Annotated in this window: 39 protein-coding genes; all 39 read right to left on the bottom strand. The window is 47.7% G+C overall.

Annotated elements, in window-relative coordinates; genetic code table 11:
* Positions 1 to 15 precede the first annotated feature (15 nt).
* Positions 16 to 996 carry a glycosyltransferase family 4 protein gene (locus tag ACXAD4_RS01290; RefSeq protein WP_475238081.1) on the bottom strand — a complete coding sequence of 327 codons (981 nt, stop codon included), beginning with the start codon at positions 994 to 996 and terminating at the stop codon, positions 16 to 18.
* Positions 997 to 1,091: 95 nt separating this feature from the next.
* The gene (rplQ, locus tag ACXAD4_RS01285) at positions 1,092 to 1,478 is read right to left on the bottom strand and encodes a 50S ribosomal protein L17 (RefSeq protein ID WP_007468807.1); all 387 of its coding nucleotides are present in this window, start codon (positions 1,476 to 1,478) and stop codon (positions 1,092 to 1,094) included.
* A 33-nt stretch (positions 1,479 to 1,511) separates the two neighbouring features.
* Positions 1,512 to 2,501 (bottom strand): DNA-directed RNA polymerase subunit alpha, encoded by a 990-nt coding sequence (locus ACXAD4_RS01280; RefSeq protein ID WP_039465380.1) that lies wholly within the window; start codon positions 2,499 to 2,501, stop codon positions 1,512 to 1,514.
* Between the two features lie 23 nt (positions 2,502 to 2,524).
* A complete protein-coding gene (gene rpsD / locus ACXAD4_RS01275; protein ID WP_039465382.1) occupies positions 2,525 to 3,145 on the bottom strand; it encodes a 30S ribosomal protein S4 in 621 nt (206 codons plus the stop codon).
* A gap of 32 nt (positions 3,146 to 3,177) precedes the next feature.
* Entirely contained in the window at positions 3,178 to 3,567 is a 390-nt protein-coding gene (gene rpsK, locus ACXAD4_RS01270) for a 30S ribosomal protein S11 (RefSeq protein ID WP_036817716.1), read from the bottom strand.
* A gap of 17 nt (positions 3,568 to 3,584) precedes the next feature.
* Entirely contained in the window at positions 3,585 to 3,941 is a 357-nt protein-coding gene (gene rpsM / locus ACXAD4_RS01265) for a 30S ribosomal protein S13 (protein ID WP_036817714.1), read from the bottom strand.
* 145 nt (positions 3,942 to 4,086) lie between these two features.
* Entirely contained in the window at positions 4,087 to 4,200 is a 114-nt protein-coding gene (gene rpmJ, locus ACXAD4_RS01260; protein WP_000868186.1) for a 50S ribosomal protein L36, read from the bottom strand.
* 23 nt (positions 4,201 to 4,223) lie between these two features.
* On the bottom strand, positions 4,224 to 5,549 hold the full coding sequence (gene secY, locus ACXAD4_RS01255) for a preprotein translocase subunit SecY (RefSeq protein ID WP_475238062.1): 1,326 nt from the start codon (positions 5,547 to 5,549) through the stop codon (positions 4,224 to 4,226).
* A gap of 22 nt (positions 5,550 to 5,571) precedes the next feature.
* Entirely contained in the window at positions 5,572 to 6,006 is a 435-nt protein-coding gene (rplO, locus tag ACXAD4_RS01250) for a 50S ribosomal protein L15 (RefSeq protein WP_107299065.1), read from the bottom strand.
* Between the two features lie 5 nt (positions 6,007 to 6,011).
* Positions 6,012 to 6,191: a 50S ribosomal protein L30 gene (gene rpmD / locus ACXAD4_RS01245; RefSeq protein WP_107299064.1), complete on the bottom strand. Its 180-nt coding sequence runs from the start codon at positions 6,189 to 6,191 to the stop codon at positions 6,012 to 6,014.
* 5 nt (positions 6,192 to 6,196) lie between these two features.
* Positions 6,197 to 6,694: a 30S ribosomal protein S5 gene (gene rpsE / locus ACXAD4_RS01240; RefSeq protein WP_036817708.1), complete on the bottom strand. Its 498-nt coding sequence runs from the start codon at positions 6,692 to 6,694 to the stop codon at positions 6,197 to 6,199.
* A gap of 12 nt (positions 6,695 to 6,706) precedes the next feature.
* Positions 6,707 to 7,060: a 50S ribosomal protein L18 gene (gene rplR, locus ACXAD4_RS01235; RefSeq protein WP_039465396.1), complete on the bottom strand. Its 354-nt coding sequence runs from the start codon at positions 7,058 to 7,060 to the stop codon at positions 6,707 to 6,709.
* Positions 7,061 to 7,069: 9 nt separating this feature from the next.
* Complete coding sequence (rplF, locus tag ACXAD4_RS01230) at positions 7,070 to 7,603, bottom strand: 50S ribosomal protein L6 (protein ID WP_317524765.1); 534 nt, start codon at positions 7,601 to 7,603, stop codon at positions 7,070 to 7,072.
* A gap of 12 nt (positions 7,604 to 7,615) precedes the next feature.
* Positions 7,616 to 8,008, bottom strand: coding sequence for a 30S ribosomal protein S8 (rpsH, locus tag ACXAD4_RS01225; RefSeq protein WP_107299062.1), 393 nt, complete (start codon positions 8,006 to 8,008; stop codon positions 7,616 to 7,618).
* A gap of 38 nt (positions 8,009 to 8,046) precedes the next feature.
* Positions 8,047 to 8,352: a 30S ribosomal protein S14 gene (rpsN, locus tag ACXAD4_RS01220; RefSeq protein WP_036816280.1), complete on the bottom strand. Its 306-nt coding sequence runs from the start codon at positions 8,350 to 8,352 to the stop codon at positions 8,047 to 8,049.
* A gap of 15 nt (positions 8,353 to 8,367) precedes the next feature.
* Entirely contained in the window at positions 8,368 to 8,907 is a 540-nt protein-coding gene (rplE, locus tag ACXAD4_RS01215) for a 50S ribosomal protein L5 (RefSeq protein ID WP_107299060.1), read from the bottom strand.
* 16 nt (positions 8,908 to 8,923) lie between these two features.
* Positions 8,924 to 9,235, bottom strand: coding sequence for a 50S ribosomal protein L24 (gene rplX / locus ACXAD4_RS01210; protein ID WP_047876497.1), 312 nt, complete (start codon positions 9,233 to 9,235; stop codon positions 8,924 to 8,926).
* A gap of 12 nt (positions 9,236 to 9,247) precedes the next feature.
* Positions 9,248 to 9,619 (bottom strand): 50S ribosomal protein L14, encoded by a 372-nt coding sequence (rplN, locus tag ACXAD4_RS01205; RefSeq protein WP_004410450.1) that lies wholly within the window; start codon positions 9,617 to 9,619, stop codon positions 9,248 to 9,250.
* A gap of 164 nt (positions 9,620 to 9,783) precedes the next feature.
* Positions 9,784 to 10,038 (bottom strand): 30S ribosomal protein S17, encoded by a 255-nt coding sequence (rpsQ, locus tag ACXAD4_RS01200; RefSeq protein WP_039465415.1) that lies wholly within the window; start codon positions 10,036 to 10,038, stop codon positions 9,784 to 9,786.
* A complete protein-coding gene (rpmC, locus tag ACXAD4_RS01195) occupies positions 10,038 to 10,229 on the bottom strand; it encodes a 50S ribosomal protein L29 (protein WP_007469134.1) in 192 nt (63 codons plus the stop codon). The genes rpsQ and rpmC overlap by 1 nt, the downstream gene beginning before the upstream one ends.
* Entirely contained in the window at positions 10,229 to 10,639 is a 411-nt protein-coding gene (rplP, locus tag ACXAD4_RS01190; RefSeq protein WP_107299059.1) for a 50S ribosomal protein L16, read from the bottom strand. Before rplP ends, rpmC begins: the two co-directional genes overlap by 1 nt.
* 11 nt (positions 10,640 to 10,650) lie before the next feature.
* Positions 10,651 to 11,340, bottom strand: coding sequence for a 30S ribosomal protein S3 (rpsC, locus tag ACXAD4_RS01185; protein WP_107299058.1), 690 nt, complete (start codon positions 11,338 to 11,340; stop codon positions 10,651 to 10,653).
* Between the two features lie 19 nt (positions 11,341 to 11,359).
* A complete protein-coding gene (gene rplV, locus ACXAD4_RS01180) occupies positions 11,360 to 11,692 on the bottom strand; it encodes a 50S ribosomal protein L22 (RefSeq protein ID WP_007469139.1) in 333 nt (110 codons plus the stop codon).
* 10 nt (positions 11,693 to 11,702) lie between these two features.
* The gene (gene rpsS, locus ACXAD4_RS01175) at positions 11,703 to 11,981 is read right to left on the bottom strand and encodes a 30S ribosomal protein S19 (RefSeq protein ID WP_005302795.1); all 279 of its coding nucleotides are present in this window, start codon (positions 11,979 to 11,981) and stop codon (positions 11,703 to 11,705) included.
* 18 nt (positions 11,982 to 11,999) lie between these two features.
* Positions 12,000 to 12,824, bottom strand: coding sequence for a 50S ribosomal protein L2 (gene rplB / locus ACXAD4_RS01170; protein ID WP_317524766.1), 825 nt, complete (start codon positions 12,822 to 12,824; stop codon positions 12,000 to 12,002).
* Between the two features lie 18 nt (positions 12,825 to 12,842).
* Complete coding sequence (rplW, locus tag ACXAD4_RS01165; RefSeq protein WP_039465430.1) at positions 12,843 to 13,145, bottom strand: 50S ribosomal protein L23; 303 nt, start codon at positions 13,143 to 13,145, stop codon at positions 12,843 to 12,845.
* The gene (gene rplD / locus ACXAD4_RS01160) at positions 13,142 to 13,744 is read right to left on the bottom strand and encodes a 50S ribosomal protein L4 (protein ID WP_107299056.1); all 603 of its coding nucleotides are present in this window, start codon (positions 13,742 to 13,744) and stop codon (positions 13,142 to 13,144) included. The genes rplW and rplD overlap by 4 nt, the downstream gene beginning before the upstream one ends.
* Before the next feature lie 16 nt (positions 13,745 to 13,760).
* Positions 13,761 to 14,390 (bottom strand): 50S ribosomal protein L3, encoded by a 630-nt coding sequence (gene rplC, locus ACXAD4_RS01155; RefSeq protein ID WP_107299055.1) that lies wholly within the window; start codon positions 14,388 to 14,390, stop codon positions 13,761 to 13,763.
* A 14-nt stretch (positions 14,391 to 14,404) separates the two neighbouring features.
* A complete protein-coding gene (gene rpsJ, locus ACXAD4_RS01150) occupies positions 14,405 to 14,716 on the bottom strand; it encodes a 30S ribosomal protein S10 (protein WP_107299054.1) in 312 nt (103 codons plus the stop codon).
* A gap of 491 nt (positions 14,717 to 15,207) precedes the next feature.
* Positions 15,208 to 15,687 carry a bacterioferritin gene (bfr, locus tag ACXAD4_RS01145; RefSeq protein WP_281026241.1) on the bottom strand — a complete coding sequence of 160 codons (480 nt, stop codon included), beginning with the start codon at positions 15,685 to 15,687 and terminating at the stop codon, positions 15,208 to 15,210.
* Positions 15,688 to 15,770: 83 nt separating this feature from the next.
* The gene (gene bfd / locus ACXAD4_RS01140) at positions 15,771 to 15,959 is read right to left on the bottom strand and encodes a bacterioferritin-associated ferredoxin (RefSeq protein WP_475242681.1); all 189 of its coding nucleotides are present in this window, start codon (positions 15,957 to 15,959) and stop codon (positions 15,771 to 15,773) included.
* A 222-nt stretch (positions 15,960 to 16,181) separates the two neighbouring features.
* Positions 16,182 to 17,366 (bottom strand): elongation factor Tu, encoded by a 1,185-nt coding sequence (tuf, locus tag ACXAD4_RS01135; protein WP_107299050.1) that lies wholly within the window; start codon positions 17,364 to 17,366, stop codon positions 16,182 to 16,184.
* Between the two features lie 109 nt (positions 17,367 to 17,475).
* The gene (gene fusA, locus ACXAD4_RS01130) at positions 17,476 to 19,572 is read right to left on the bottom strand and encodes an elongation factor G (RefSeq protein WP_475238044.1); all 2,097 of its coding nucleotides are present in this window, start codon (positions 19,570 to 19,572) and stop codon (positions 17,476 to 17,478) included.
* 90 nt (positions 19,573 to 19,662) lie between these two features.
* A complete protein-coding gene (gene rpsG / locus ACXAD4_RS01125) occupies positions 19,663 to 20,133 on the bottom strand; it encodes a 30S ribosomal protein S7 (protein ID WP_036818327.1) in 471 nt (156 codons plus the stop codon).
* Between the two features lie 96 nt (positions 20,134 to 20,229).
* Positions 20,230 to 20,604: a 30S ribosomal protein S12 gene (gene rpsL, locus ACXAD4_RS01120; RefSeq protein WP_004399892.1), complete on the bottom strand. Its 375-nt coding sequence runs from the start codon at positions 20,602 to 20,604 to the stop codon at positions 20,230 to 20,232.
* Positions 20,605 to 20,782: 178 nt separating this feature from the next.
* Complete coding sequence (gene tusB, locus ACXAD4_RS01115) at positions 20,783 to 21,076, bottom strand: sulfurtransferase complex subunit TusB (RefSeq protein ID WP_475238039.1); 294 nt, start codon at positions 21,074 to 21,076, stop codon at positions 20,783 to 20,785.
* A 23-nt stretch (positions 21,077 to 21,099) separates the two neighbouring features.
* Positions 21,100 to 21,456, bottom strand: a complete 357-nt coding sequence (gene tusC, locus ACXAD4_RS01110; protein WP_475238037.1) for a sulfurtransferase complex subunit TusC — start codon at positions 21,454 to 21,456, stop codon at positions 21,100 to 21,102.
* Positions 21,457 to 21,466: 10 nt separating this feature from the next.
* Positions 21,467 to 21,859: a sulfurtransferase complex subunit TusD gene (gene tusD / locus ACXAD4_RS01105; RefSeq protein ID WP_475238036.1), complete on the bottom strand. Its 393-nt coding sequence runs from the start codon at positions 21,857 to 21,859 to the stop codon at positions 21,467 to 21,469.
* Positions 21,856 to 22,578 (bottom strand): helix-turn-helix transcriptional regulator, encoded by a 723-nt coding sequence (locus tag ACXAD4_RS01100; protein ID WP_317524775.1) that lies wholly within the window; start codon positions 22,576 to 22,578, stop codon positions 21,856 to 21,858. The genes tusD and ACXAD4_RS01100 overlap by 4 nt, the downstream gene beginning before the upstream one ends.
* Between the last annotated feature and the right edge of the window lie 274 nt (positions 22,579 to 22,852).

The following is a 22,852-nucleotide window of genomic DNA, read 5'->3' as shown; positions in this document are numbered from 1 at the left end:
AGTGAAGCATTCTTTTTATGACAGCTGATAGATTTGGCTCAACTGATTCCAACATGCGGTGTCACTGTAGTTAGCCCTAACCATCTGCTGTTGTTTCTGTGATAATGCATACCAATAAGCCTTACCGTGCTGGTCTACTTGTTTCAACTTGCCCGCTAGCTGTGGCCATTGCGCTTCTTCGACTAACCATTGTGAGTCAAGCAGTGATGGCATCTCACCTACATCGGTAGAAATCACCACCACGCCGCTGGCCATTGCTTCAAGTGCCGCCATCGGCAAGCCCTCCGCACGGGAGGTAATAAGCAGCACATCCAACTGTTGCCAGTACGGAGTCATACTCGGCACAAAACCATGCCAATTGAGTGGAGCGTCATCTAGTAATGACGCCTGCTCCCCATCACCAAAAACATGAAAGTCCATACTCGGCAACTGCTGGCTCAAATTAACAAAACGATCGATGGCTTTTTCATGGCTCAGTCTACCGACAAAACCAACTTGTAACCGATGATGGCGTTTGCGCTCAATCGCATTCTCTCCACAACGTACGAAATTGCGCTGCAGTTCGCAACGGAACGGCTGGCGTTGTTGGATCTTGCGGCTGACGGCAAGATTATGGGATAAGCAGGCACTATAACGATTAACCCATTCGTAACAGGCTAACTTACCCGATACCGCCTCACCGGCATGGAATGTCGTCACTAAATGGAAAGCTGTTAAGACACGACAGCCACGAGCGATAATTGATGCTTTATAGCCATGGGCATGAACAACATCACAGCTTGATAATCGACGGAAAAAGCGGATGGTTGAAGTATCTGAAAGGAAGCGAAAAGGAACATTTTCTTGCCCAAGTTGGGCATACAACGGATGGTCTGGGTAGCGATTTAGGAATACAACCTCAACATCGGCTTGTTGGGATTGCAGCATCAGGGCCAGCTGGTGGATATGGCTTTCGATACCACCGAAGCCAGAGCTGTCAACAAAGAGGTAAACCATCTATTACTATCCTTGATCACAAACGATAAGGAATTAGATGCAAAAAAAAAGCCGAGTCTAAGACTCGGCCTCTTTTTTATTTAACGCGCTAGTGCTTATTCAGCAGCAGCTTCTTCCTGAGCTTCAGGACGATCTACTAGCTCGATGTAAGCCATAGGGGCTTTATCGCCAGCACGGAAACCGCATTTCATGATGCGAGTGTATCCGCCTGGACGCTGAGCAAAACGTGGACCCAGTTCGTTAAATAGTTTCGCAACAACTTCGTTATCACGAGTACGTGCGAATGCAAGACGACGGTTAGCAACACTGTCAGTCTTAGCTAGGGTAATCAATGGCTCAATTACGCGACGCAGCTCTTTTGCCTTAGGCAGGGTAGTCTTGATAAGTTCGTGACGTACCAGAGAGCCAGCCATGTTGCTGAACATCGCTTTGCGATGGCTGCTGTTGCGGTTGAGTTGACGACCACTCTTACGATGGCGCATGACCTAATCCTTCTAACTAGATATCAGTAACTATTAATCTTCAGCAATAGATGCTGGCGGCCAGTTTTCTAGGCGCATGCCTAGAGACAGACCACGTGATGCCAGCACGTCTTTGATTTCAGTCAAAGACTTCTTACCAAGGTTTGGAGTCTTAAGAAGCTCAACCTCAGTACGCTGAACAAGATCACCGATGTAGTGGATCGCTTCTGCTTTTAGACAGTTAGCAGAGCGAACAGTTAGTTCAAGATCGTCTACAGGACGCAGTAGGATCGGATCGAACTCCGGCTTCTCTTCTTTCTCTTCAGGAACACGTACATCACGAAGATCTACGAATGCATCCAATTGCTCAGCTAGGATAGTAGCTGCGCGACGGATAGCTTCCTCAGGATCAAGTGTACCGTTTGTCTCCATATCGATAACAAGCTTGTCAAGGTCAGTACGTTGTTCTACACGTGCTGCCTCAACCGCGTATGCGATACGGTCAACTGGGCTGAAAGTTGCATCAACTAGCAGACGACCAATTGGACGCTCATCTTCTTCAGTGTGAATACGAGCAGACGCTGGTACATAGCCACGACCACGTTCTACCTTGATGCGCATGCTGATATCAGCATTGTCATCAGTTAGGTGGCAGATTACGTGCTCTGGGTTCGCAATCTCAACATCACCGTCGTGGGTGATGTCACCTGCAACAACAGGGCCTGCACCAGATTTATTCAGAGTAAGGATAACTTCGTCTTTACCCTCAACCTTAACGGCTAGGCCTTTAAGGTTTAGAAGGATCTCAAGAATGTCTTCCTGTACTCCTTCTTTGGTGCTGTACTCGTGTAACACACCGTCGATTTCTACTTCAGTGACGGCACAACCCGGCATTGAAGATAGAAGAATACGACGTAGAGCGTTACCAAGAGTGTGGCCGAAACCACGCTCAAGCGGCTCAAGAGTTACTTTTGCATGCGTCGTGTTAACTTGTTCAATATCAACAAGACGTGGCTTAAGAAATTCTGTTACAGAACCCTGCATTGTGTCCTCTCTTAACTATAGCCTTACTTAGAGTAAAGCTCGACGATCAGGTGTTCGTTGATGTCGGCAGACAAATCAGAACGTTCTGGAAGGCGCTTGAAAGTACCTTCTAGCTTGCTGCTGTCTACTTCGACCCAAGTCGGTAGTTCACGCTGAGTAGCAACTTCTAGAGCTGCTTTGATGCGTGCTTGGTTCTTAGCTTTCTCACGAATGCTAACAACGTCGTTTGCCGCTACCTTGAAAGAAGGAACGTTTACGACTTGACCGTTAACTAGGATCGCTTTGTGGCTTACCAGCTGACGTGCTTCAGCGCGAGTAGCACCAAAACCCATGCGGTAAACTACGTTATCTAGACGACCTTCAAGAAGCTGAAGCAGGTTTTCACCTGTGTTGCCTTTAAGGCGAGCAGCTTCTTTGTAGTAGTTACGGAATTGCTTCTCTAGTACGCCGTAAGTACGACGAACTTTTTGCTTCTCGCGAAGCTGTACGCCGTAGTCAGATAGACGACCGCGACGAGCACCATGCACACCAGGTGCATTGTCAATTTTACACTTGGTATCAATCGCGCGTACACCAGACTTAAGGAACAAGTCTGTGCCTTCACGACGGCTAAGCTTCAGCTTAGGACCCAAATATCTTGCCATGTTCTTTCTCCAGTTTTCCTAGAAACGAAACGTTATACGCGACGTTTCTTAGGTGGACGACAACCGTTATGAGGGATCGGAGTCGCATCAACAATGTTAGTGATACGGAAACCCGCAGCGTTTAGAGCGCGGATAGTAGACTCACGACCAGGACCAGGGCCCTTAACCATAACTTCCAGGTTCTTAACGCCATACTCTTTGGCCATTTCGCCAGCGCGCTCAGCAGCAACCTGTGCAGCGAACGGAGTAGACTTACGAGAACCACGGAAACCAGAACCACCTGCAGTAGCCCAAGATAGAGCGTTACCCTGACGGTCAGTAATGGTTACGATTGTGTTGTTGAAAGAAGCATGAATGTGCGCAACGCCATCAGCAACTTGCTTACGTACGCGCTTACGAGCGCGAGTTGGTTGTTTAGCCATTGTACTCTACCTTCCGATTATTTTTTGATCGGCTTGCGCGGACCCTTACGGGTACGAGCGTTGGTTTTAGTACGCTGTCCACGTAGTGGTAGACTGCGACGATGACGAAGACCACGGTAACAACCAAGGTCCATTAGACGCTTGATGTTCATGGAAACTTCACGACGTAGATCACCTTCTACAGTGTACTTAGCTACACCATCACGCAGTAGATCGATCTGCTCTTCAGTTAGTTCACTGATCTTAACATCTTCAGCGATACCCGCTTCAGCTAGGATAGCTTTTGAGCGAGTCTTACCGATGCCGTAGATCGCAGTAAGAGCGATTACAGAATGTTTTTGATCAGGAATGTTAATGCCTGCAATACGGGCCACTATTCACTCCTAGTACTTTTCAAGAATAACCGCTGCAAAGCCCGTTTAGGATACGCAGCGGTGGAACAATTCTTTTGCACACACAAAAGATTGGTTGGCTAATTTAGCCAACCCACCTTCAATTTGCAAGAAATATTTCTGCTAATTAGCCTTGGCGCTGTTTGTGCTTTGGCTCACTGCAAATTACACGCACAACACCGTTGCGCTTGATAACTTTACAGTTACGGCAGATTTTCTTAACGGAAGCACGAACTTTCATTGCTAAACTCCGTAAATGGGATCTTAACGGCCTGAGCCCTTAAGATTAGCCTTTTTCAAAACAGACTCATATTGTTGAGACATCAGATGTGTCTGAACTTGAGCCATGAAGTCCATAATGACCACAACTACGATTAGTAGTGAAGTACCGCCGAAGTAGAAGCGGACATTCCATGCAATCATCATAAACTCGGGGATCAGACAGATAAAGGTGATATACAACGCACCAGCCAATGTCAGGCGAGTCATCACTTTATCTATGTATTTCGCGGTCTGCTCACCCGGGCGAATACCAGGTACGAACGCACCAGACTTCTTCAAGTTGTCAGCTGTCTCGCGAGGGTTAAACACCAACGCGGTATAGAAGAAACAGAAGAAAATAATCGCAGCAGCATACAGCATCACGTAAAGTGGCTGACCTGGGCTTAGCGCCAGTGAAATATCACTTAGCCAACCTAGGTTCTCATTCTGACCGAACCACTGAGCCAGTGTACCCGGGAACAGAATAATGCTTGATGCAAAAATCGCTGGAATTACCCCTGCCATGTTGATTTTCAACGGCAGGTGAGTGCTCTGGGCAGCGAAGACACGACGGCCCTGCTGACGCTTGGCGTAGTTAACGACGATACGACGCTGACCACGTTCCATGAACACTACAAAGTAAATGACAGCGAAAGAGATCACTGCAATTAATAGTAGAAGAAGTACGTGCAATTCACCTTGACGCGCTTGCTCCACTGTCTGTCCAATAGCTGGCGGCAAACCTGCAACGATACCAGTGAAAATAATCACAGATATACCGTTACCTATGCCACGCTCCGTAATCTGTTCACCCAACCACATCAAGAACATGGTACCGGTAACCAAACTGACGACCGCAACAAAGTAGAATCCTAGGCCTGGGTTAATCACCAAACCAGGGATCATACTTGGTAACCCCGTTGCAATACCAATCGCTTGGAAGGTTGCCAAAACAAGCGTGCCGTAACGGGTGTACTGACTGATCTTACGACGGCCAGACTCCCCTTCCTTCTTCAACTCGGCCAAAGCCGGGTGGACAACCGTCAGCAACTGGACAATGATCGATGCCGAAATGTACGGCATGATACCCAGTGCTAAGATGGAAGCACGCTCAAGTGCACCGCCAGAGAACATGTTAAACAGTTCAATGACGGTACCCTTTTGCTGTTCGAACAGATCGGCAAGTACAGCAGCGTCAATACCAGGAATAGGCACAAAAGAGCCTGCTCGGAAAATTAAGATAGCACCTAAAACGAATAATAGGCGTGTCTTAAGCTCTGCTAGGCCACCTTGGGCGCTACTAAAATCTTGTCCTGGTTGTTTAGCCATCTGTACCTCATCCTCGAGTTAATTATTCCTCGATTTTACCGCCTGCAGCTTCGATAGCAGCTTTAGCGCCTTTAGTAACGCGTAGACCTTTAACTGTTACAGTGCGAGCGATCTCACCAGAAAGTACAACTTTCACGAACTCGATGTTCTTAGTGATTACGTTCGCAGCCTTAAGAGTTTCAAGGCTTACTACGTCACCTTCAACTTTCGCTAGTTCACCTAGACGAACTTCAGCTGTTACAAGGCTCTTGCGAGAAGTAAAACCGAATTTTGGTAGACGCTGTTTCAAAGGCATTTGACCGCCTTCGAAGCCTGGACGTACAGAACCACCTGAACGTGATTTCTGACCTTTGTGACCACGGCCACAAGTTTTACCCAGACCTGAACCGATACCACGGCCTACGCGCTTCGCAGAAGGCTTAGAACCAGCAGCCGGAGATAGAGTATTCAAACGCATTCTGATTACTCCTCAACTTTAACCATGTAGATAACTTTGTTGATCATGCCGCGTACGCAAGCAGTATCTTCAAGTTCTACAGTGTGGTTGATGCGACGAAGGCCTAGGCCACGCAAAGTAGCTTTGTGCTTCGGCAGACGACCGATTGAGCTCTTAGTCTGCGTCACTTTAATAGTCTTAGCCATGTCAATTACTCCAGAATTTCTTTAACAGAAAGACCACGCTTAGCAGCGATCATTTCTGGAGAGTTCATGCCACTCAAACCGTCAATAGTCGCGCGAACGATGTTGATTGGGTTTGTAGAGCCGTATGCTTTAGCTAGAACGTTGCGAACACCCGCAACCTCTAGTACTGCACGCATTGCACCACCGGCGATGATACCTGTACCTTCTGAAGCAGGCTGCATGTACACTTTAGAACCAGTGTGGCGACCTTTAACAGCGTGGTGTAGAGTACCGTCGTTTAGTGCAACTGTAACCATGTTACGACGTGCTTTTTCCATCGCTTTCTGGATTGCAGCAGGTACTTCACGTGCCTTGCCGTAACCAAAACCGATGCGACCGTTACCGTCACCAACTACAGTTAGTGCAGTAAAGCTGAAAATACGACCACCTTTAACCGTCTTAGATACACGGTTAACAGCGATCAGCTTTTCATGCAAATCTGATTGTGTTTTTTCGTTAGCCATCTTCCGCCTACCTTAGAATTTCAGACCAGCTTCACGAGCAGCTTCTGCTAGTGCAGCTACACGGCCGTGGTATTGGAAACCAGAACGATCGAATGCAACTGTTGAGATGCCTTTTTCAATCGCGCGCTCAGCAATAGCTTTACCTACAGCTGCAGCAGCGTCTTTGTTACCAGTACTCTTAACCGACTCACGGATCGCTTTTTCTACTGTAGAAGCGGCTGCGATTACCTCAGAACCATTTGGTGCGATAACCTGAGCGTACACGTGACGTGGAGTACGGTGTACAACTAGGCGAGTTGCACCCAGTTCAGCAATCTTACGACGTGCACGGGTCGCACGACGGATACGAGATGCTTTCTTATCCATAGTGTTACCTTACTTCTTCTTAGCTTCTTTAGTACGCACGATTTCATCGGCGTAACGAACACCTTTACCTTTGTAAGGCTCAGGGCTACGGTAAGCGCGAATATCAGCAGCTACCTGACCAACAACCTGCTTATCAGTACCAGTTAGTACGATTTCAGTTTGTGAAGGACATTCAGCTTTGATACCTGCTGGAAGTTCGTGCTCAACTGGGTGAGAGAAGCCAAGAGTTAGAGCTACTGCGTTGCCTTTGATAGCAGCACGGTAACCTACACCTTTAAGAGTAAGCTTCTTGGTGTAACCTTCAGTAACACCAACAACCATGTTGTTAACTAGTGCACGTGCAGTACCTGCCTGTGCCCAAGCTTTCTCGAAACCTTCGCGAGGACCGAAAGTGATAGCGTTCTCTTCCTGGGATAGAACTACTGCTTCGTTGATAACGCGAGTAAGTTCGCCTTTACCACCTTTAACAGTGATTTCCTGACCGTTAAGTTTAACTTCTACGCCGGCAGGAATAACTACTGGTGCTTTTGCAACACGAGACATTTCCTACTCCTATTATGCTACGTAGCAGATAATCTCACCGCCAAGACCCGCTTTGCGTGCAGCGCGGTCGGTCATAAGACCCTTGGAAGTGGAAACAACAGCAATACCAAGGCCGCCCATCACTGATGGAAGTGCATCTTTTTTCTTGTAGATGCGTAGGCCAGGACGTGAAACACGCTGGATTTGCTCGATAACTGGGTTAGCTTCGAAGTACTTAAGAGTAACTTCTAGCTCAGGCTTAACTTCACCAGTTACAGTGTAGTCAGCCACAAAACCTTCTTCTTTAAGAAGAGCTGCGATAGCAACTTTCATTTTTGAAGATGGCATTTTAACAGCAACTTTTTTCGCTGCCTGACCGTTACGAAGACGGGTCAGCATATCCGAAATCGGATCTTGCATGCTCATAAGTCAATACTCCGTGATTCTAAATTGGATAACTGGGATTACCAGCTAGCCTTGCGCAGACCCGGAATCTCGCCTTTCATGCAAGCTTCACGAACCTTGATACGGCTTAGACCAAACTTACGTAGGTAGCCGTGTGGACGTCCAGTCTGGTTACAGCGGTTACGCTGACGAGACTTCGCAGAATCACGTGGTAGTGACTGAAGTTTAAGCACTGCATTCCAGCGGTCTTCTTCAGACGCATTCACGTCGCTAATTAGAGCTTTAAGTGCAGCACGCTTCTCAGCGAACTTAACTTCTAGCTTGGCACGTTTAGCTTCGCGTGCCTTCATTGATTCTTTAGCCATTAGTAACCCTTACTTTTACTTACGGAATGGGAAGTTAAAAGCAGACAGTAGAGCATGAGCTTCTTCATCAGACTTAGCAGAAGTAGTGATAGTGATATCAAGACCACGTACACGATCTACTTTATCGTAATCGATTTCTGGGAAGATGATCTGCTCACGAACGCCCATGCTGTAGTTACCACGACCATCGAAAGATTTCGGGTTTAGACCACGGAAATCGCGAATACGAGGTACAGCAATTGAAATTAGACGCTCAAAGAAATCCCACATGCGTTCGCCACGTAGAGTTACTTTACAGCCAATAGGGTAGCCCTCACGGATCTTAAAGCCAGCAACAGACTTACGAGCTACAGTGATTAGCGGCTTCTGACCTGCAATAGCAGTCATGTCAGCAGCAGCATTCTCTAGAAGCTTCTTGTCGTTGATCGCATCGCCCACACCCATGTTAAGTGTGATCTTTTCGATCCTTGGGACTTGCATGATACTCTTGTATTCGAACTTTTCAGCAAGTTCTTTAACTAGAGTCTCTTTGTAGTAATCATGCAGTTTCGCCATTGTACTACTCCAAAAATTACTTGATAGTTTCGCCAGTCGATTTGAAGAAACGAACTTTTTTGCCGTCTTCGAATCGGAAGCCTACACGGTCCGCTTTACCTTCACCGTTAACGATTGCAACGTTAGAAGCGTCAATTGCAGCTTCTTTTTCAACGATGCCACCTTGGATGCCCATAGCCGGTACTGGCTTCTGGTGCTTCTTAACAAGGTTGATACCTTCAACGATTACTTTACCGGTTGCTAGAACCTTAGATACTTTACCTTTCTTACCTTTATCTTTACCAGTAAGAACGATAACTTCGTCGTTACGACGGATTTTAGCTGCCATTTGCGTTACTCCTTACAGTACTTCAGGCGCAAGTGAAACGATCTTCATGAACTTATCGCCACGAAGCTCACGAGTCACAGGGCCGAAAATACGAGTACCGATTGGTTGCTCAGTGTTGTCGTTCAACAATACGCAAGCATTACGGTCAAAGCGAATGACAGAGCCGTCTGGACGACGTACGCCTTTACGAGTGCGCACAACCACCGCTTTCAGAACGTCACCTTTCTTAACTTTACCGCGAGGAATTGCTTCCTTAACAGTAACCTTGATGACATCACCGATATGTGCATAGCGACGGTGTGAACCACCCAGAACCTTAATACACATTACGCTACGAGCGCCGGAGTTATCGGCTGCATCAAGCATACTTTGCATTTGGATCATGTTAGTGCTCCGCTAATTTTAAACATCTTGACCCATTTCGAGCCGATTTGCCTTTTCTTCAAAGGCGGCGAATATTAACACGCTTTTCGGTCGATGGGTAGACAAAAAATGAACGGCCCCAAAATTTTTTCGGGGCCGCTCTCTTATATCGTAGTTAAGTTCGCTTAGATGCGAGCTTTTTCTACTACGCGTACCAGAGTCCAAGACTTAGTCTTAGACAGTGGACGACACTCACGAATCTCAACTGTGTCGCCTAGGCCACACTCGTTGTTTTCGTCATGTGCGTGAAGCTTAGTCGTGCGAGTGATGTACTTACCGTAGATTGGGTGTTTCACCTTACGCTCGATAGCAACAACGATAGACTTGTCCATCTTGTCGCTGATTACGCGACCAAGCTGAGTACGAATTTTATCGCTCATTATGCGCCAGCCTTCTCTGTCAGAACGGTTTTAACACGTGCGATATCGCGACGTACTGCTTTAAGAGTGTGAGTCTGCTGCAGCTGACCAGTTGCAGCCTGCATGCGCAGGTTGAACTGCTCGCGCAGTAGGTTCACAAGCTCAGCATTCAGTTCTTCAACGCTTTTAGCGCGCAGATCTTGTGCGTTCATCACATCACCGCCTTAGTTACGAATGTTGTCTTGATTGGTAGCTTACGAGAAGCAAGTTCGAATGCTTCACGAGCTAGCGCTTCAGGAACACCATCCATCTCGTACAGAACTTTACCAGGTTGGATTTGAGCTACCCAGTACTCAACGTTACCTTTACCTTTACCTTGACGAACTTCAAGAGGCTTAGATGTAATTGGTTTGTCTGGGAAGATACGAATCCAGATTTGACCCTGACGTTTGATGTGACGAGTCATCGCACGACGAGCTGCTTCGATCTGGCGAGCAGTAATACGGCCACGGCCAACTGCTTTAAGACCAAATGTACCGAAGCTTACGTCAGTGCCGTTCGCTAGACCGCGGTTACGACCTTTAAAGGTCTTGCGGAATTTAGTGCGTTTAGGTTGCAGCATCTATAAACTCCTTATTTACGGCCTTTGCGCTGCTTCTTAGGCTTGTCAGCCTTTGGCTCTTCTACTGGCATGCCGCCTAGAACTTCACCTTTGAAGATCCAAACTTTAACGCCAATTACACCGTACTGGGTGTGAGCCGAAGAAGTTGCGTAATCAATGTCAGCACGTAGAGTGTGTAGAGGTACACGACCTTCACGGTACCACTCTGAACGTGCGATTTCAGCGCCGCCTAGACGACCGCTTACTTCTACCTTGATACCTTTAGCGCCAAGGCGCATAGCGTTCTGAACTGCACGCTTCATAGCGCGACGGAACATAACGCGACGCTCTAGCTGAGACGAGATGCTGTCTGCAACTAGTTTGCCGTCTAGCTCAGGCTTACGTACTTCAGCGATGTTGATCTGAGCTGGAACACCAGCGATCTTCGAAACGCGAGCGCGTAGTTTTTCTACGTCTTCACCTTTCTTACCGATAACAACGCCTGGACGAGCAGTGTGAATAGTCACACGGATGCTCTTAGCAGGACGCTCGATAACGATACGTGAAAGAGACGCTTTTGCTAGTTCCTTAGTAAGGAACTGACGTACCTTGAAGTCGCCGTCTAGGTTGTCAGCGAACTCTTGGCTGTTAGCAAACCAAGTGGTATTCCATGGCTTAACGATGCCAAGACGAATACCATTAGGATGTACTTTTTGACCCATTGCTTTCTCTCCTAGTCTCTTAGCGGTCTGCTACAACAACAGTGATGTGGCTAGAACGCTTCAAGATGCGATCGGCACGGCCTTTAGCACGAGGCATAATACGCTTCATGGTAGGACCTTCGTCAACGAAGATTTTAGCTACTGATAGATCATCAATATCTGCGCCTTCGTTGTGTTCTGCGTTAGCGATAGCTGACTCTAGAACTTTCTTGATTAGATCAGCAGCTTTTTTGTTGCTGAACTGAAGAATTTCTAGAGCTTGAGCAACTGGCTTACCGCGCAGTTGATCTGCAACCAAACGAGCTTTTTGCGGCGAAATGCGAGCAAAGCGATGTTTAGCGATAGCTTCCATTACCTACTCCTTAGCGCTTCTTAGCTTTCTTATCCGCAGCGTGACCGCGGTAAGTACGTGTTGGTGCAAATTCGCCTAGCTTGTGACCGATCATTTCTTCAGAAACGAAAACAGGAACGTGCTGACGACCATTATGGACAGCGATGGTCAAACCGATCATCTGAGGGATGATCATTGAGCGACGGGACCAAGTCTTTACAGGCTTCTTGTCACCGCTTTCCAACGCTTTCTCTACCTTCTTCAGCAAGTGTAGGTCAATAAATGGACCTTTCTTGAGAGAACGTGGCATGGCGTATCCTCTTTAAAATTACTTGTTACGACGACGTACGATGTACTTGTCGGTACGCTTGTTCTTACGAGTCTTGTAACCCTTAGTTGGTACACCCCAAGGTGTAACTGGGTGACGACCACCAGAAGTACGGCCTTCACCACCACCGTGTGGGTGGTCAACTGGGTTCATTACAACACCACGTACAGTTGGACGAACACCGCGCCAGCGTGAAGCACCAGCTTTACCTAGCTCACGTAGCATGTGTTCTGCATTACCAACTTCACCTAGAGTCGCACGACCTTCAGCAAGAACTTTACGCATTTCACCAGAACGAAGACGTAGAGTCACGTAAGTGCCTGCACGTGCAATGATCTGAGCGTATGCACCAGCTGAACGAGCCAGCTGAGCACCTTTACCAGGCTTAAGCTCAACACAGTGTACTGTTGAACCTACTGGGATGTTGCGCATTGGTAGAGTGTTACCAACTTTGATAGCAGCATCTGCGCCAGACTGGATAGTGTCACCAGCCTGAATACCTTTAGGTGCGATGATGTAGCGGCGCTCACCGTCTGCGTACAGAACTAGAGCAATGTTTGCGCTACGGTTTGGATCGTATTCTAGACGCTCAACTTTCGCTGGGATACCGTCTTTAGTACGTTTGAAATCGATGATACGGTAAGCATTCTTGTTACCACCACCGATGTGACGTACTGTAATACGACCGTTGTTGTTACGACCACCAGACTTAGATTTTTTCTCTAGTAGTGGTGCGTACGGCTTACCCTTATGCAGGTCAGAGTTAACCACTTTAACTACGTGGCGACGACCTGGGGAAGTCGGCTTACATTTTACAATAGCCATTCTTCTTTGCTCCTAGCCTTACTCTGCACTACCAGCGAAGTCGATGTCTTGACCTTCTTTCAGGATAACGTAGGCTTTCTTAACGTCTGAACGACGGCCTTGACGCATACCTTGACGCTTGGTCTTACCCTTAGTGATAAGAGTATTTACAGACTTAACTTCAACCTCGAACAGTTTTTCAACTGCTGCTTTGATCTCTTTCTTAGTCGCATCTTTAGCTACTTTGAATACGATAGTGTTACCGTTTTCAGCAGCCATAGTTGCTTTTTCAGAGATGTGCGGAGCACGTAGAACTTTTAGAATACGCTCTTCAGTGATCATGCTAGCATCTCCTCAACTGCTTTAACTGCTGCTGCAGTCATCACAACTTTATCGAAAGCGATCAAGCTAACTGGGTCGATTGCCTTAGCATCACGTACGTCTACTTTGTATAGGTTACGTGCAGCTAGGAATAGATTCTCATCTAGTTCGCCAGTTACGATCAGCGCATCAGTAAGCTCAAGCTCTTTAAGCTTAGCTACTAGCGCTTTAGTTTTAGGTGCTTCTACAGAGAAGTCATCAACAACGATTAGACGCTCTTGACGAACAAGCTCAGAAAGAATGCTCTTCATAGCACCACGGTACATTTTCTTGTTAACTTTCTGGCTGTGGTCCTGTGGACGAGCAGCGAAAGTTACACCACCGGTACGCCATAGTGGGCTACGGATTGTACCTGCACGAGCGCGGCCTGTACCTTTCTGGCGCCATGGTTTAGCACCACCACCAGAAACGTCAGAACGAGTCTTCTGAGCACGTGTACCCTGACGAGCACCTGCTGCGAAAGCAACAACTACCTGGTGTACAAGCGCTTCATTGAAGTCACGCCCAAAAGTAGTTTCGGAGACAGTTAGCGCATCAGCGCCTTTGACTACCAATTCCATTACTAACTCCTCGACGTTACGCTTTAACAGCTGGTTTAACGATCACGTTGCCACCTGTAGCACCTGGTACTGCACCTTTAATAAGAAGCAGATTGCGCTCAGCGTCAACACGTACGATCTCTAGGTTTTGAGTCGTTACACGCTCAGCACCCATGTGACCAGCCATTTTCTTGCCTTTAAATACGCGACCTGGAGTCTGACACTGACCGATAGAACCAGGAGCACGGTGAGACAAGGAGTTACCGTGAGTCATATCTTGAGTACGGAAGTTCCAGCGCTTAACAGCACCTTGGAAACCTTTACCCTTAGATGTACCAGTAACGTCTACTTTTTTAATTTCGTTGAACAGCTCAACAGTTAGCTCAGCGCCAACAGCGAACTCTTCGTTGTTCTCTAGACGGAATTCCCAAAGACCGCGACCCGCTTCAACACCTGCTTTCGCAAAGTGGCCAGCTTCTGGCTTAGAAACACGGTTAGCTTTCTTTGCACCAGTAGTTACCTGGATTGCGTTGTAGCCGTCAGTTTCAACAGATTTAACCTGAGAAACGCGGTTTGCTTCAACTTCAACCACAGTTACTGGGATAGAAACGCCATCTTCGGTAAATACGCGGGTCATGCCCACTTTACGACCGATTAGACCAATCATTCTCTTATCTCCCCTTAACCTAGGCTGATCTGAACATCAACGCCAGCAGCTAGGTCTAGACGCATAAGAGCGTCAACAGTTTTGTCTGTTGGCTCAACGATGTCGATAAGGCGCTTGTGAGTACGGATTTCGTACTGGTCACGTGCGTCCTTATTAACGTGAGGAGATACAAGAACAGTGAAGCGCTCTTTGCGAGTAGGTAGAGGGATTGGACCCTTAACCTGCGCGCCAGTACGCTTAGCTGTTTCAACGATTTCCGCAGTAGACTGATCGATCAAACGGTGATCGAACGCCTTAAGGCGGATACGAATACGTTGGTTCTGCATGAGACAGAGCTCCAATTATAAAAATTACACAAACAATATCGCCACTCAACCTCGTAAAGACGAGAGAATGCCGATTGATTTATGTGAACGTAGTATCCCTATCGGATACATTGTCAGTCAATTTAATGACTGCGAACATAAGTCAGAGTATACATTTACAAACTGCTTAGCAGTTTCTTCCTCAACGCTTATTGGTTCACAACTGCAGTTACGAGGCTATATCCTCAGGCAGTGGAGGGCATTATACAGATCACAGTTTTGAACGCAAGCCTTGTTTGAAAATCAGACAGAATTAGCGGTAAGTGACTGTTGGGGCGATGGGCGATGGGCGATGGGCGATGGGCGATGGGCGATGGGCGATGGGCGATGGGCGATGGGCGATGGGCGATGCATTATCATAAGCACCCCCACCAAAATACAATAATTGAAACCGTTATTCGTGTTATGCCACTTGCCTATGGCCGATAGCCAAGCGCCACCACTCCCCTACTCTAATCGTCTTCATCGACAATCTGGGCTTGGTTATAGTTGGCAATGCCCATTTTTTCAATTAGGCCAAGTTGGGTTTCGAGCCAGTCGACATGTTCTTCTTCATCCTCGAGGATATCCTGGAACAGATCACGCGACACGTAATCCCTCACTTCTTCGGCATACGCAATAGCATCTCGCAGATCCGGGATAGCTGCCATCTCCAACGCCAAATCACACTCGAGCATTTCCTGGGTATCTTCACCGATATTAAGCTTGCCGAGATCTTGCAGATTAGGCAAACCTTCCAAGAACAGGATACGTTCAATCAAATGATCCGCATGGTTCATCTCGTCGATTGACTCGTGGTATTCCTTGTCGGCAAGGTGTTTCAGGCCCCAGTCTTTGTACATGCGGGCGTGGAGGAAATACTGGTTAATAGCAACCAACTCGTTGCCGAGGACTTTGTTGAGGTGTTGGATGATTTTCGGATCAGCTTTCATTACAAAACACTCCTCTGTCAGTTCACATAAGCATAGAACCGATTAGAAGAGTGTCAAAAGACACGTTGTAAGAAAGCGTCTGATTAACTGGCTTTCTTGTAGCGAGTGATCGTTGCCTGCTCGATGACTTCTTTGGCCTGGCGAATACATTTTCCGCACTGCGAGCCCAAAGGCGTAAACTGGCGAATGCCGCGGACATCGCTGATCCCATGCTGGTCAGCCAGTTTCATGATTTTCTTGTCGGAAATTCCGTGGCAAAGGCAAACGTACATTTTCATTCCATCCTAATGTTGACGGAGAAAATATAAACGAGAATTGTTTGCATTACTAGTTGCAAACTAAAGAATCTATAGATCGTTTGGAGATAGAAAAAGCGGGGTTATACGATTTAAAAATATAGAGGCAGAGATGACCAGATATGATGACACGGATAACAAAAAGCAAAAAGGGAAGCCGAAGCTTCCCTTTTCTTAGTGTCGTTAGACTATTGCAAATTAAGCAACGATCTTAGCAACAACACCAGCACCTACTGTACGACCGCCTTCACGGATTGCAAAGCGTAGACCTTCGTCCATCGCGATAGGAGCGATTAGAGTAACAACCATCTGGATGTTGTCACCAGGCATAACCATTTCTACGCCTTCTGGTAGCTCGATAGTACCAGTTACGTCAGTTGTACGGAAGTAGAACTGTGGACGGTAGCCTTTGAAGAATGGCGTGTGACGGCCACCTTCGTCTTTAGACAGAACGTATACTTCTGACTCGAAAGTAGTGTGCGGAGTGATAGAACCTGGCTTAGCAAGAACCTGACCACGCTCAACTTCGTCACGCTTAGTACCACGTAGAAGAACACCAACGTTCTCACCAGCACGGCCTTCGTCAAGAAGCTTACGGAACATCTCAACACCAGTACAAGTAGTTGTAGTAGTGTCTTTGATACCGATGATTTCTACTTCGTCACCTACAGTGATGATACCCTGCTCAACACGACCAGTTACAACAGTACCACGGCCCTGGATTGAGAATACATCTTCGATAGGTAGGATGAACGGACGGTCGATCGCACGCTCTGGCTCTGGGATGTAGTTGTCTAGTGCTTCAGCTAGCTCAACAATCTTGTCTTCCCACTCTTTCTCGCCGTTTAGAGCGCCAAGAGCAGAACCCATGATTACTGGGCAGTCGTCACCTGGGAAGTCGTACTCAGAAAGAAGTTCACGAACTTCCATCTCAACTAGCTCTAGAAGCTCTTCGTCATCAACCATGTCACACTTGTTCATGAACACGATGATGTAAGGGATACCAACCTGACGGCCTAGTAGGATGTGCTCACGAGTCTGAGGCATTGGGCCGTCAGTTGCAGCAACAACTAGGATACCACCGTCCATCTGCGCAGCACCAGTGATCATGTTTTTAACGTAATCGGCGTGTCCTGGGCAGTCTACGTGTGCGTAGTGACGAGTTGGAGTATCGTACTCTACGTGAGAAGTAGAGATTGTGATACCACGCTCGCGCTCTTCTGGAGCGTTATCGATAGATGCGAAGTCTTTAGCTTCACCACCGTATACTTTTGACAAAGTAGTACAGATAGCAGCAGTTAGAGTAGTTTTACCGTGGTCAACGTGGCCGATAGTACCAACGTTAACGTGCGGTTTCGTACGTTCAAATTTTTCTTTAGACACGATCGTGTTCCTTCCTAGTTATGATACGCCCCACCGAAATTAATATGGGACGCGTCAGAAGTTGCTATTTTATGCGCCAACAGCAATTGGCGCAATATAGATCTTGCGATTAACCGCGCTCGGCGATAATAGAGTCAGAGACATTCTTAGGAACGTCAGCGTATTCGCTAAATTCCATTGAGTATGACGCACGACCCTGGGTCGCAGAACGCAAGTCAGTTGCGTAACCGAACATTTCCGAAAGCGGTACTTTGGCACGGACAATCTTCAGGCCAGCAGGGCCTTCGTCCATACCTTCGATCATGCCGCGGCGACGGTTAAGGTCACCAACAACATCACCCATCCAGTCTTCCGGAGTGGTTACTTCAACCTTCATCAATGGCTCAAGAATAACAGGCTCTGCTTGTAGCGCACCTTTCTTGAATGCCATAGAACCGGCAATCTTAAATGCCATTTCGTTGGAGTCAACGTCATGGTAAGAACCGTCGAACAGGGTAGCCTTGACATCCAATACAGGATAGCCAGCCAGCACACCGTTGTTCATCTGCTCTTCGATACCTTTAGAAACAGCACCAATGTACTCTTTCGGTACCACACCACCAACGATCTCGTCCACGAACACGAAACCTTCATCAGGCTCCGATGGTTCGATTTTCAGCCATACGTGACCATATTGACCGCGACCACCAGATTGGCGTACAAACTTACCTTCCACTTCCGTTTTACCACGGATAGTTTCACGGTATGCCACCTGAGGTTTACCAACGTTACATTCAACGCTGAATTCGCGCTTCATACGGTCAACGATGATATCCAGGTGAAGTTCACCCATGCCTGAAATCAAAGTCTGACCAGATTCATCGTCTGTTTCGACGCGGAATGATGGATCTTCTGCAGCCAGTTTACCTAGCGCAATACCCATTTTCTCTTGGTCAGCCTGAGAGCGAGGCTCTACAGCGATTTGAATAACCGGCTCTGGGAATTCCATGCGCTCCAGAATCACTTTGTGGTTCTGATCACACAGGGTGTCACCAGTGGTGACGTTCTTCAGGCCGATCGCTGCAGCGATATCACCCGCACGGACTTCCTTAACTTCTTCACGCTTGTTCGAGTGCATCTGAACGATACGGCCGAAACGCTCGCGTTTTTCTTTTACTGAGTTGTAGACGGTGTCGCCTGAATTTACAACTCCAGAGTAAACGCGCATGAAGGTCAAGGTACCAACGAATGGGTCGGTCGCGATTTTGAACGCTAGCGCTGAGAATGGTTCTTCATCGCTTGAGTGACGCTCAACTTCGTTACCTTCTTCGTCTTCACCGCGGATAGCTTTCACTTCCGTTGGCGAAGGCAGGAATTCAATCACTGCATCAAGTACAGCCTGAACGCCTTTGTTTTTGAATGCTGAACCACAGGTTGCCAGCACGATCTCGTTCGCTAGCGTACGCTGGCGAAGACCGGCCTTGATTTCAGCTTCAGACAGCTCACCTTCTTCAAGGTACTTGTCCATCAGCTCTTCAGATGCTTCCGCAGCTGATTCAACCAGGTTCTGACGCCATTCCTCAGCAAGCTCAACCATGTCAGCTGGAATGTTTTCATAGGTAAATGACATACCCTGATCATCTTCATTCCAGTTGATGGCCTTCATCTTGATAAGGTCAACAACGCCTTTGAATTCGTCTTCAGCACCGATATTCAATTGAATTGGCACTGGGTTCGCACCAAGACGGTTTTTGATCTGGTCAACAACACGCAGGAAGTCGGCACCAGCTCGGTCCATCTTGTTTACGAAAACCATACGCGGTACTTCGTACTTGTCAGCCTGGCGCCAAACGGTTTCAGACTGAGGCTCAACACCTGATGAACCACAGAAAACAACAACCGCACCATCAAGCACACGCAATGAACGCTCTACCTCGATGGTAAAGTCAACGTGTCCAGGGGTATCGATGATGTTTACGCGGTGCTCAGGGAACTGAGCTTCCATACCACGCCAGAAGGTAGTCGTTGCAGCAGATGTGATAGTGATACCACGCTCCTGCTCCTGCTCCATCCAGTCCATGGTAGCTGCGCCGTCGTGAACCTCACCAATTTTGTGAGATAAGCCTGTATAGAACAGGATACGCTCGGTAGTTGTTGTTTTACCGGCGTCAACGTGAGCACAAATACCGATGTTACGGTAGCGCTCGATAGGCGTTTTACGAGCCACGGCAGTATCCTCTTACTAAGGGAGTCCTTAGAGTATGGTTTAGGCGCGACAAGCCAAGCTTGCCGCGCCCTATTTGTATTACCGGGGTGATTACCAGCGGTAATGTGCGAACGCTTTGTTCGCGTCTGCCATACGGTGAACGTCTTCACGTTTCTTAACAGCAGAACCTTTGTTGTCAGCCGCATCAAGCATTTCGCCTGCTAGACGCTGAGCCATAGATTTTTCACCACGCTTACGCGCAGCTTCAACCAACCAACGCATAGCTAGTGCGTTACGACGTACTGGACGTACTTCTACAGGCACCTGGTAAGTTGAACCACCCACACGGCGAGATTTAACTTCTACCGCTGGACGTACATTTTCAAGAGCTTTTTCAAAGATAGCTAGGTGTTCTTCACCAGAACGCTCAGCCATTGTTTCTAGTGCAGAGTAAACAATTTTCTCAGCAGTAGATTTCTTACCGTCAACCATTAGGATGTTAACGAATTTTGCCAGCAATTCAGATTTGAACTTTGGATCTGGAAGGATCTTACGCTGACCGATTACGCGACGACGTGGCATGGATATTCTCCGTTGTCTTCTTCAGGTTATCCAAAACTTTACAGTTTCTTCAAAAATTAAATAATTTTAGTGTTTGGCCTTACTTAACGGAATCCATTAAGACTTAGGACGCTTCACACCGTACTTAGAACGACCTTGTTTACGGTCGTTAACGCCTGCACAGTCAAGTGCACCACGAACGGTGTGGTAACGCACACCTGGAAGGTCTTTAACACGACCACCACGGATTAGAACAACTGAGTGCTCCTGAAGGTTGTGACCTTCACCGCCGATGTACGAAGTTACTTCGAAACCGTTTGTCAGACGTACACGACAAACTTTACGAAGTGCTGAGTTAGGTTTTTTAGGAGTAGTAGTGTATACACGAGTACATACACCACGCTTCTGTGGGCACGCTTCTAGTGCAGGCACGTTGCTTTTTACAACTTGCTTAGCACGTGGCTTACGTACCAACTGGTTAATAGTTGCCATTAAATAGCTCCTGAAATATTACTTTCGTAAATGTGAAAAATCTGCCTCCCAACAACAGGAGGACGCGAAATTTTAGGCATCGCACCCAAGGGTGTCAAGATGTAACCAGCGATCAATCAAATGATTATTTCTTGTTCAACCTGATATCCACGGGTTTTCCAAGGTTTAAGAATGCCTATCAGGCCCACTTCATCTGTGTTTCACAGTCGACAGTCAAGCCAACAAATCCTTTATAATCAATAACATTGAAATCAAGCTTGAGCTTATCCTGCAGCCCGCGAGCAGCCAAATCCTCTGCCAGTAAATAAATTTTTACGCCGGAATCGCGGAACGAAAAAATTGGGCTATTTTCAACCGTAGCAGCGATAACTGCGTCTTGGATCAACAAAATCGAGTCATTTTGGCTGATCACGGCAGCGGCTTCGTCAAAAGATCGGGACTGGAATGGGGAGCGGGTAAAAATATGGAGCATACGGTGCCTCAACGAATATGGGCTTAGAATGCCAGCACGCGCTGACAGGCATGCAGGCGCTCGGAAAATTCTGCCGGCTCGCATGCAATGACATCAATCAGCAGATCGTCCGTGGTTAGCCCGCGAACCTGCAAAGACTGCTGGCAAACATAAACCTGCTCGATATCGTAGAGTTCGAGCATCTTGAACGTAGCGATATAGTCACGCGACAAAATGTCTTTCGGTTGCTGGCCATCCAGCAATTGGTAGACACCATCACCGTGGAAAAACAGCAAAATATCTTCGCTGTAGGCGGATGTTGCCAGCACAGCATCCAGGCCTTCACGGCCCGAGGCGACGCCATGTGGCGCTTGGCGGAATACAAAACCTAAAGTTGTCATGGTTATCCCGTTAGAACTGAATGACGCGATCGGCGGTCAGCATGGCTTCGGCCAAACCACCCAAGCCTGCCTGCTCAAAACCCGCGGCCAGGTTACTGCCTGACAGCTGGTTCTGCTCGGCTTCCTGGGGGCTGATGATACCGCGGCGTAGCGCCGCCGCGACACAGGTTTGCAGCTCGGTGCCATGGTTTTGTGCCAGCTGTTGCCAAGCCGCGACCAAATCGAACTCATCCGACGCCGGTGCCGTCAGGGCGGAGCCGTTATGAACCCCGTCCTGATAGAAAAATACTCGTGACAAGTGATGCCCTTCAGCCAGGAGTGCAACGGCAAACTGGTACGCCGAACGTGCCGACTGGGTCCCGTAAGCAGGGCCTTCCACCACCAGCACATAGTTCAGGCTCATTTTTCGCCATCCTCGGTCTTACGCTGGCGGATATAGAGGTAGACCGTATGCTTGGAAATGTTAAGGCGATCCGCGACCCGGTTGATCGCATCCTTGATATCGAAGATACCTTTGTCGAACAGCTCCATCACGATCTGACGGTTTTTGGCATTGTTCGATACATTCTTGTCGGCATTGATTTCTTCGATGGTGCGCTCAACGGTCTGGTCCACCAGCTCATCGACATCGCTGGCAAAGTTGACGCTCGATGCCGCCTGCTTGGCTTCATCAGTCGGCATGAAGGATTGCAGGATCTGCGAGAAAGGTGCATCGAGGTTAACGTTGATACACAGCAGGCCGATAATATCGTTATCGCCGTTGCGGATCGCAATGGTGATTGACTTCATCAAGTCCCCGCCCTTGGCACGGGTAAAGTAGGCACGGGAGAAGTTACGCTCCGAGCCTTCAATATCACGTAGCATGCGCAGGGCAAGATCGGTGATTGGCGAGCCCACTTTACGCCCGGTATTTTCACCATTGGCGATCTTGATTGCAGAGGTGTTGAGATCGGCCAATGAGTGCAGCACGATTTCACAGAATGGACCAATCAAGGCAGCCAAGCCGTCTACAACGGCCTCGTAAGAACGAAGAATAATGTAATCGTGCTCGCTAAAAGCACGCGGCTCAATCAAGTCACTCTCAACCATCACTTCTGAGCCAAAGTTTTCAGTAGATACCACGCGTCTATCTTCCTTGCTGTTGCCCATTCTATTTAACTTCTGTGCCACAGAAATGGGAAAAAATAAATAGAATGGGCTATGCCTCACCGGGAAAGAAAATTTCACGGCGATTGATAAATTTTCAAATCTTGCTTGCAAGTTTATCAGATTTCGGACAGTTGCCTGAACATTTTCACACCATATACAACTAGAATGATAAAAAAACCCAGCCGAGGCTGGGTTTTTAAACTTATCCTAAATCGCAATTCTGCTAAATCACAATATGCGATGTGCT

The sequence above is a fragment of the Photobacterium sp. AWH4_225 genome (assembly GCF_056158405.1).
The sequence above is the reverse complement of the archived record's forward strand: the minus strand, read 5'-3'. Positions and strand labels throughout refer to the sequence as shown.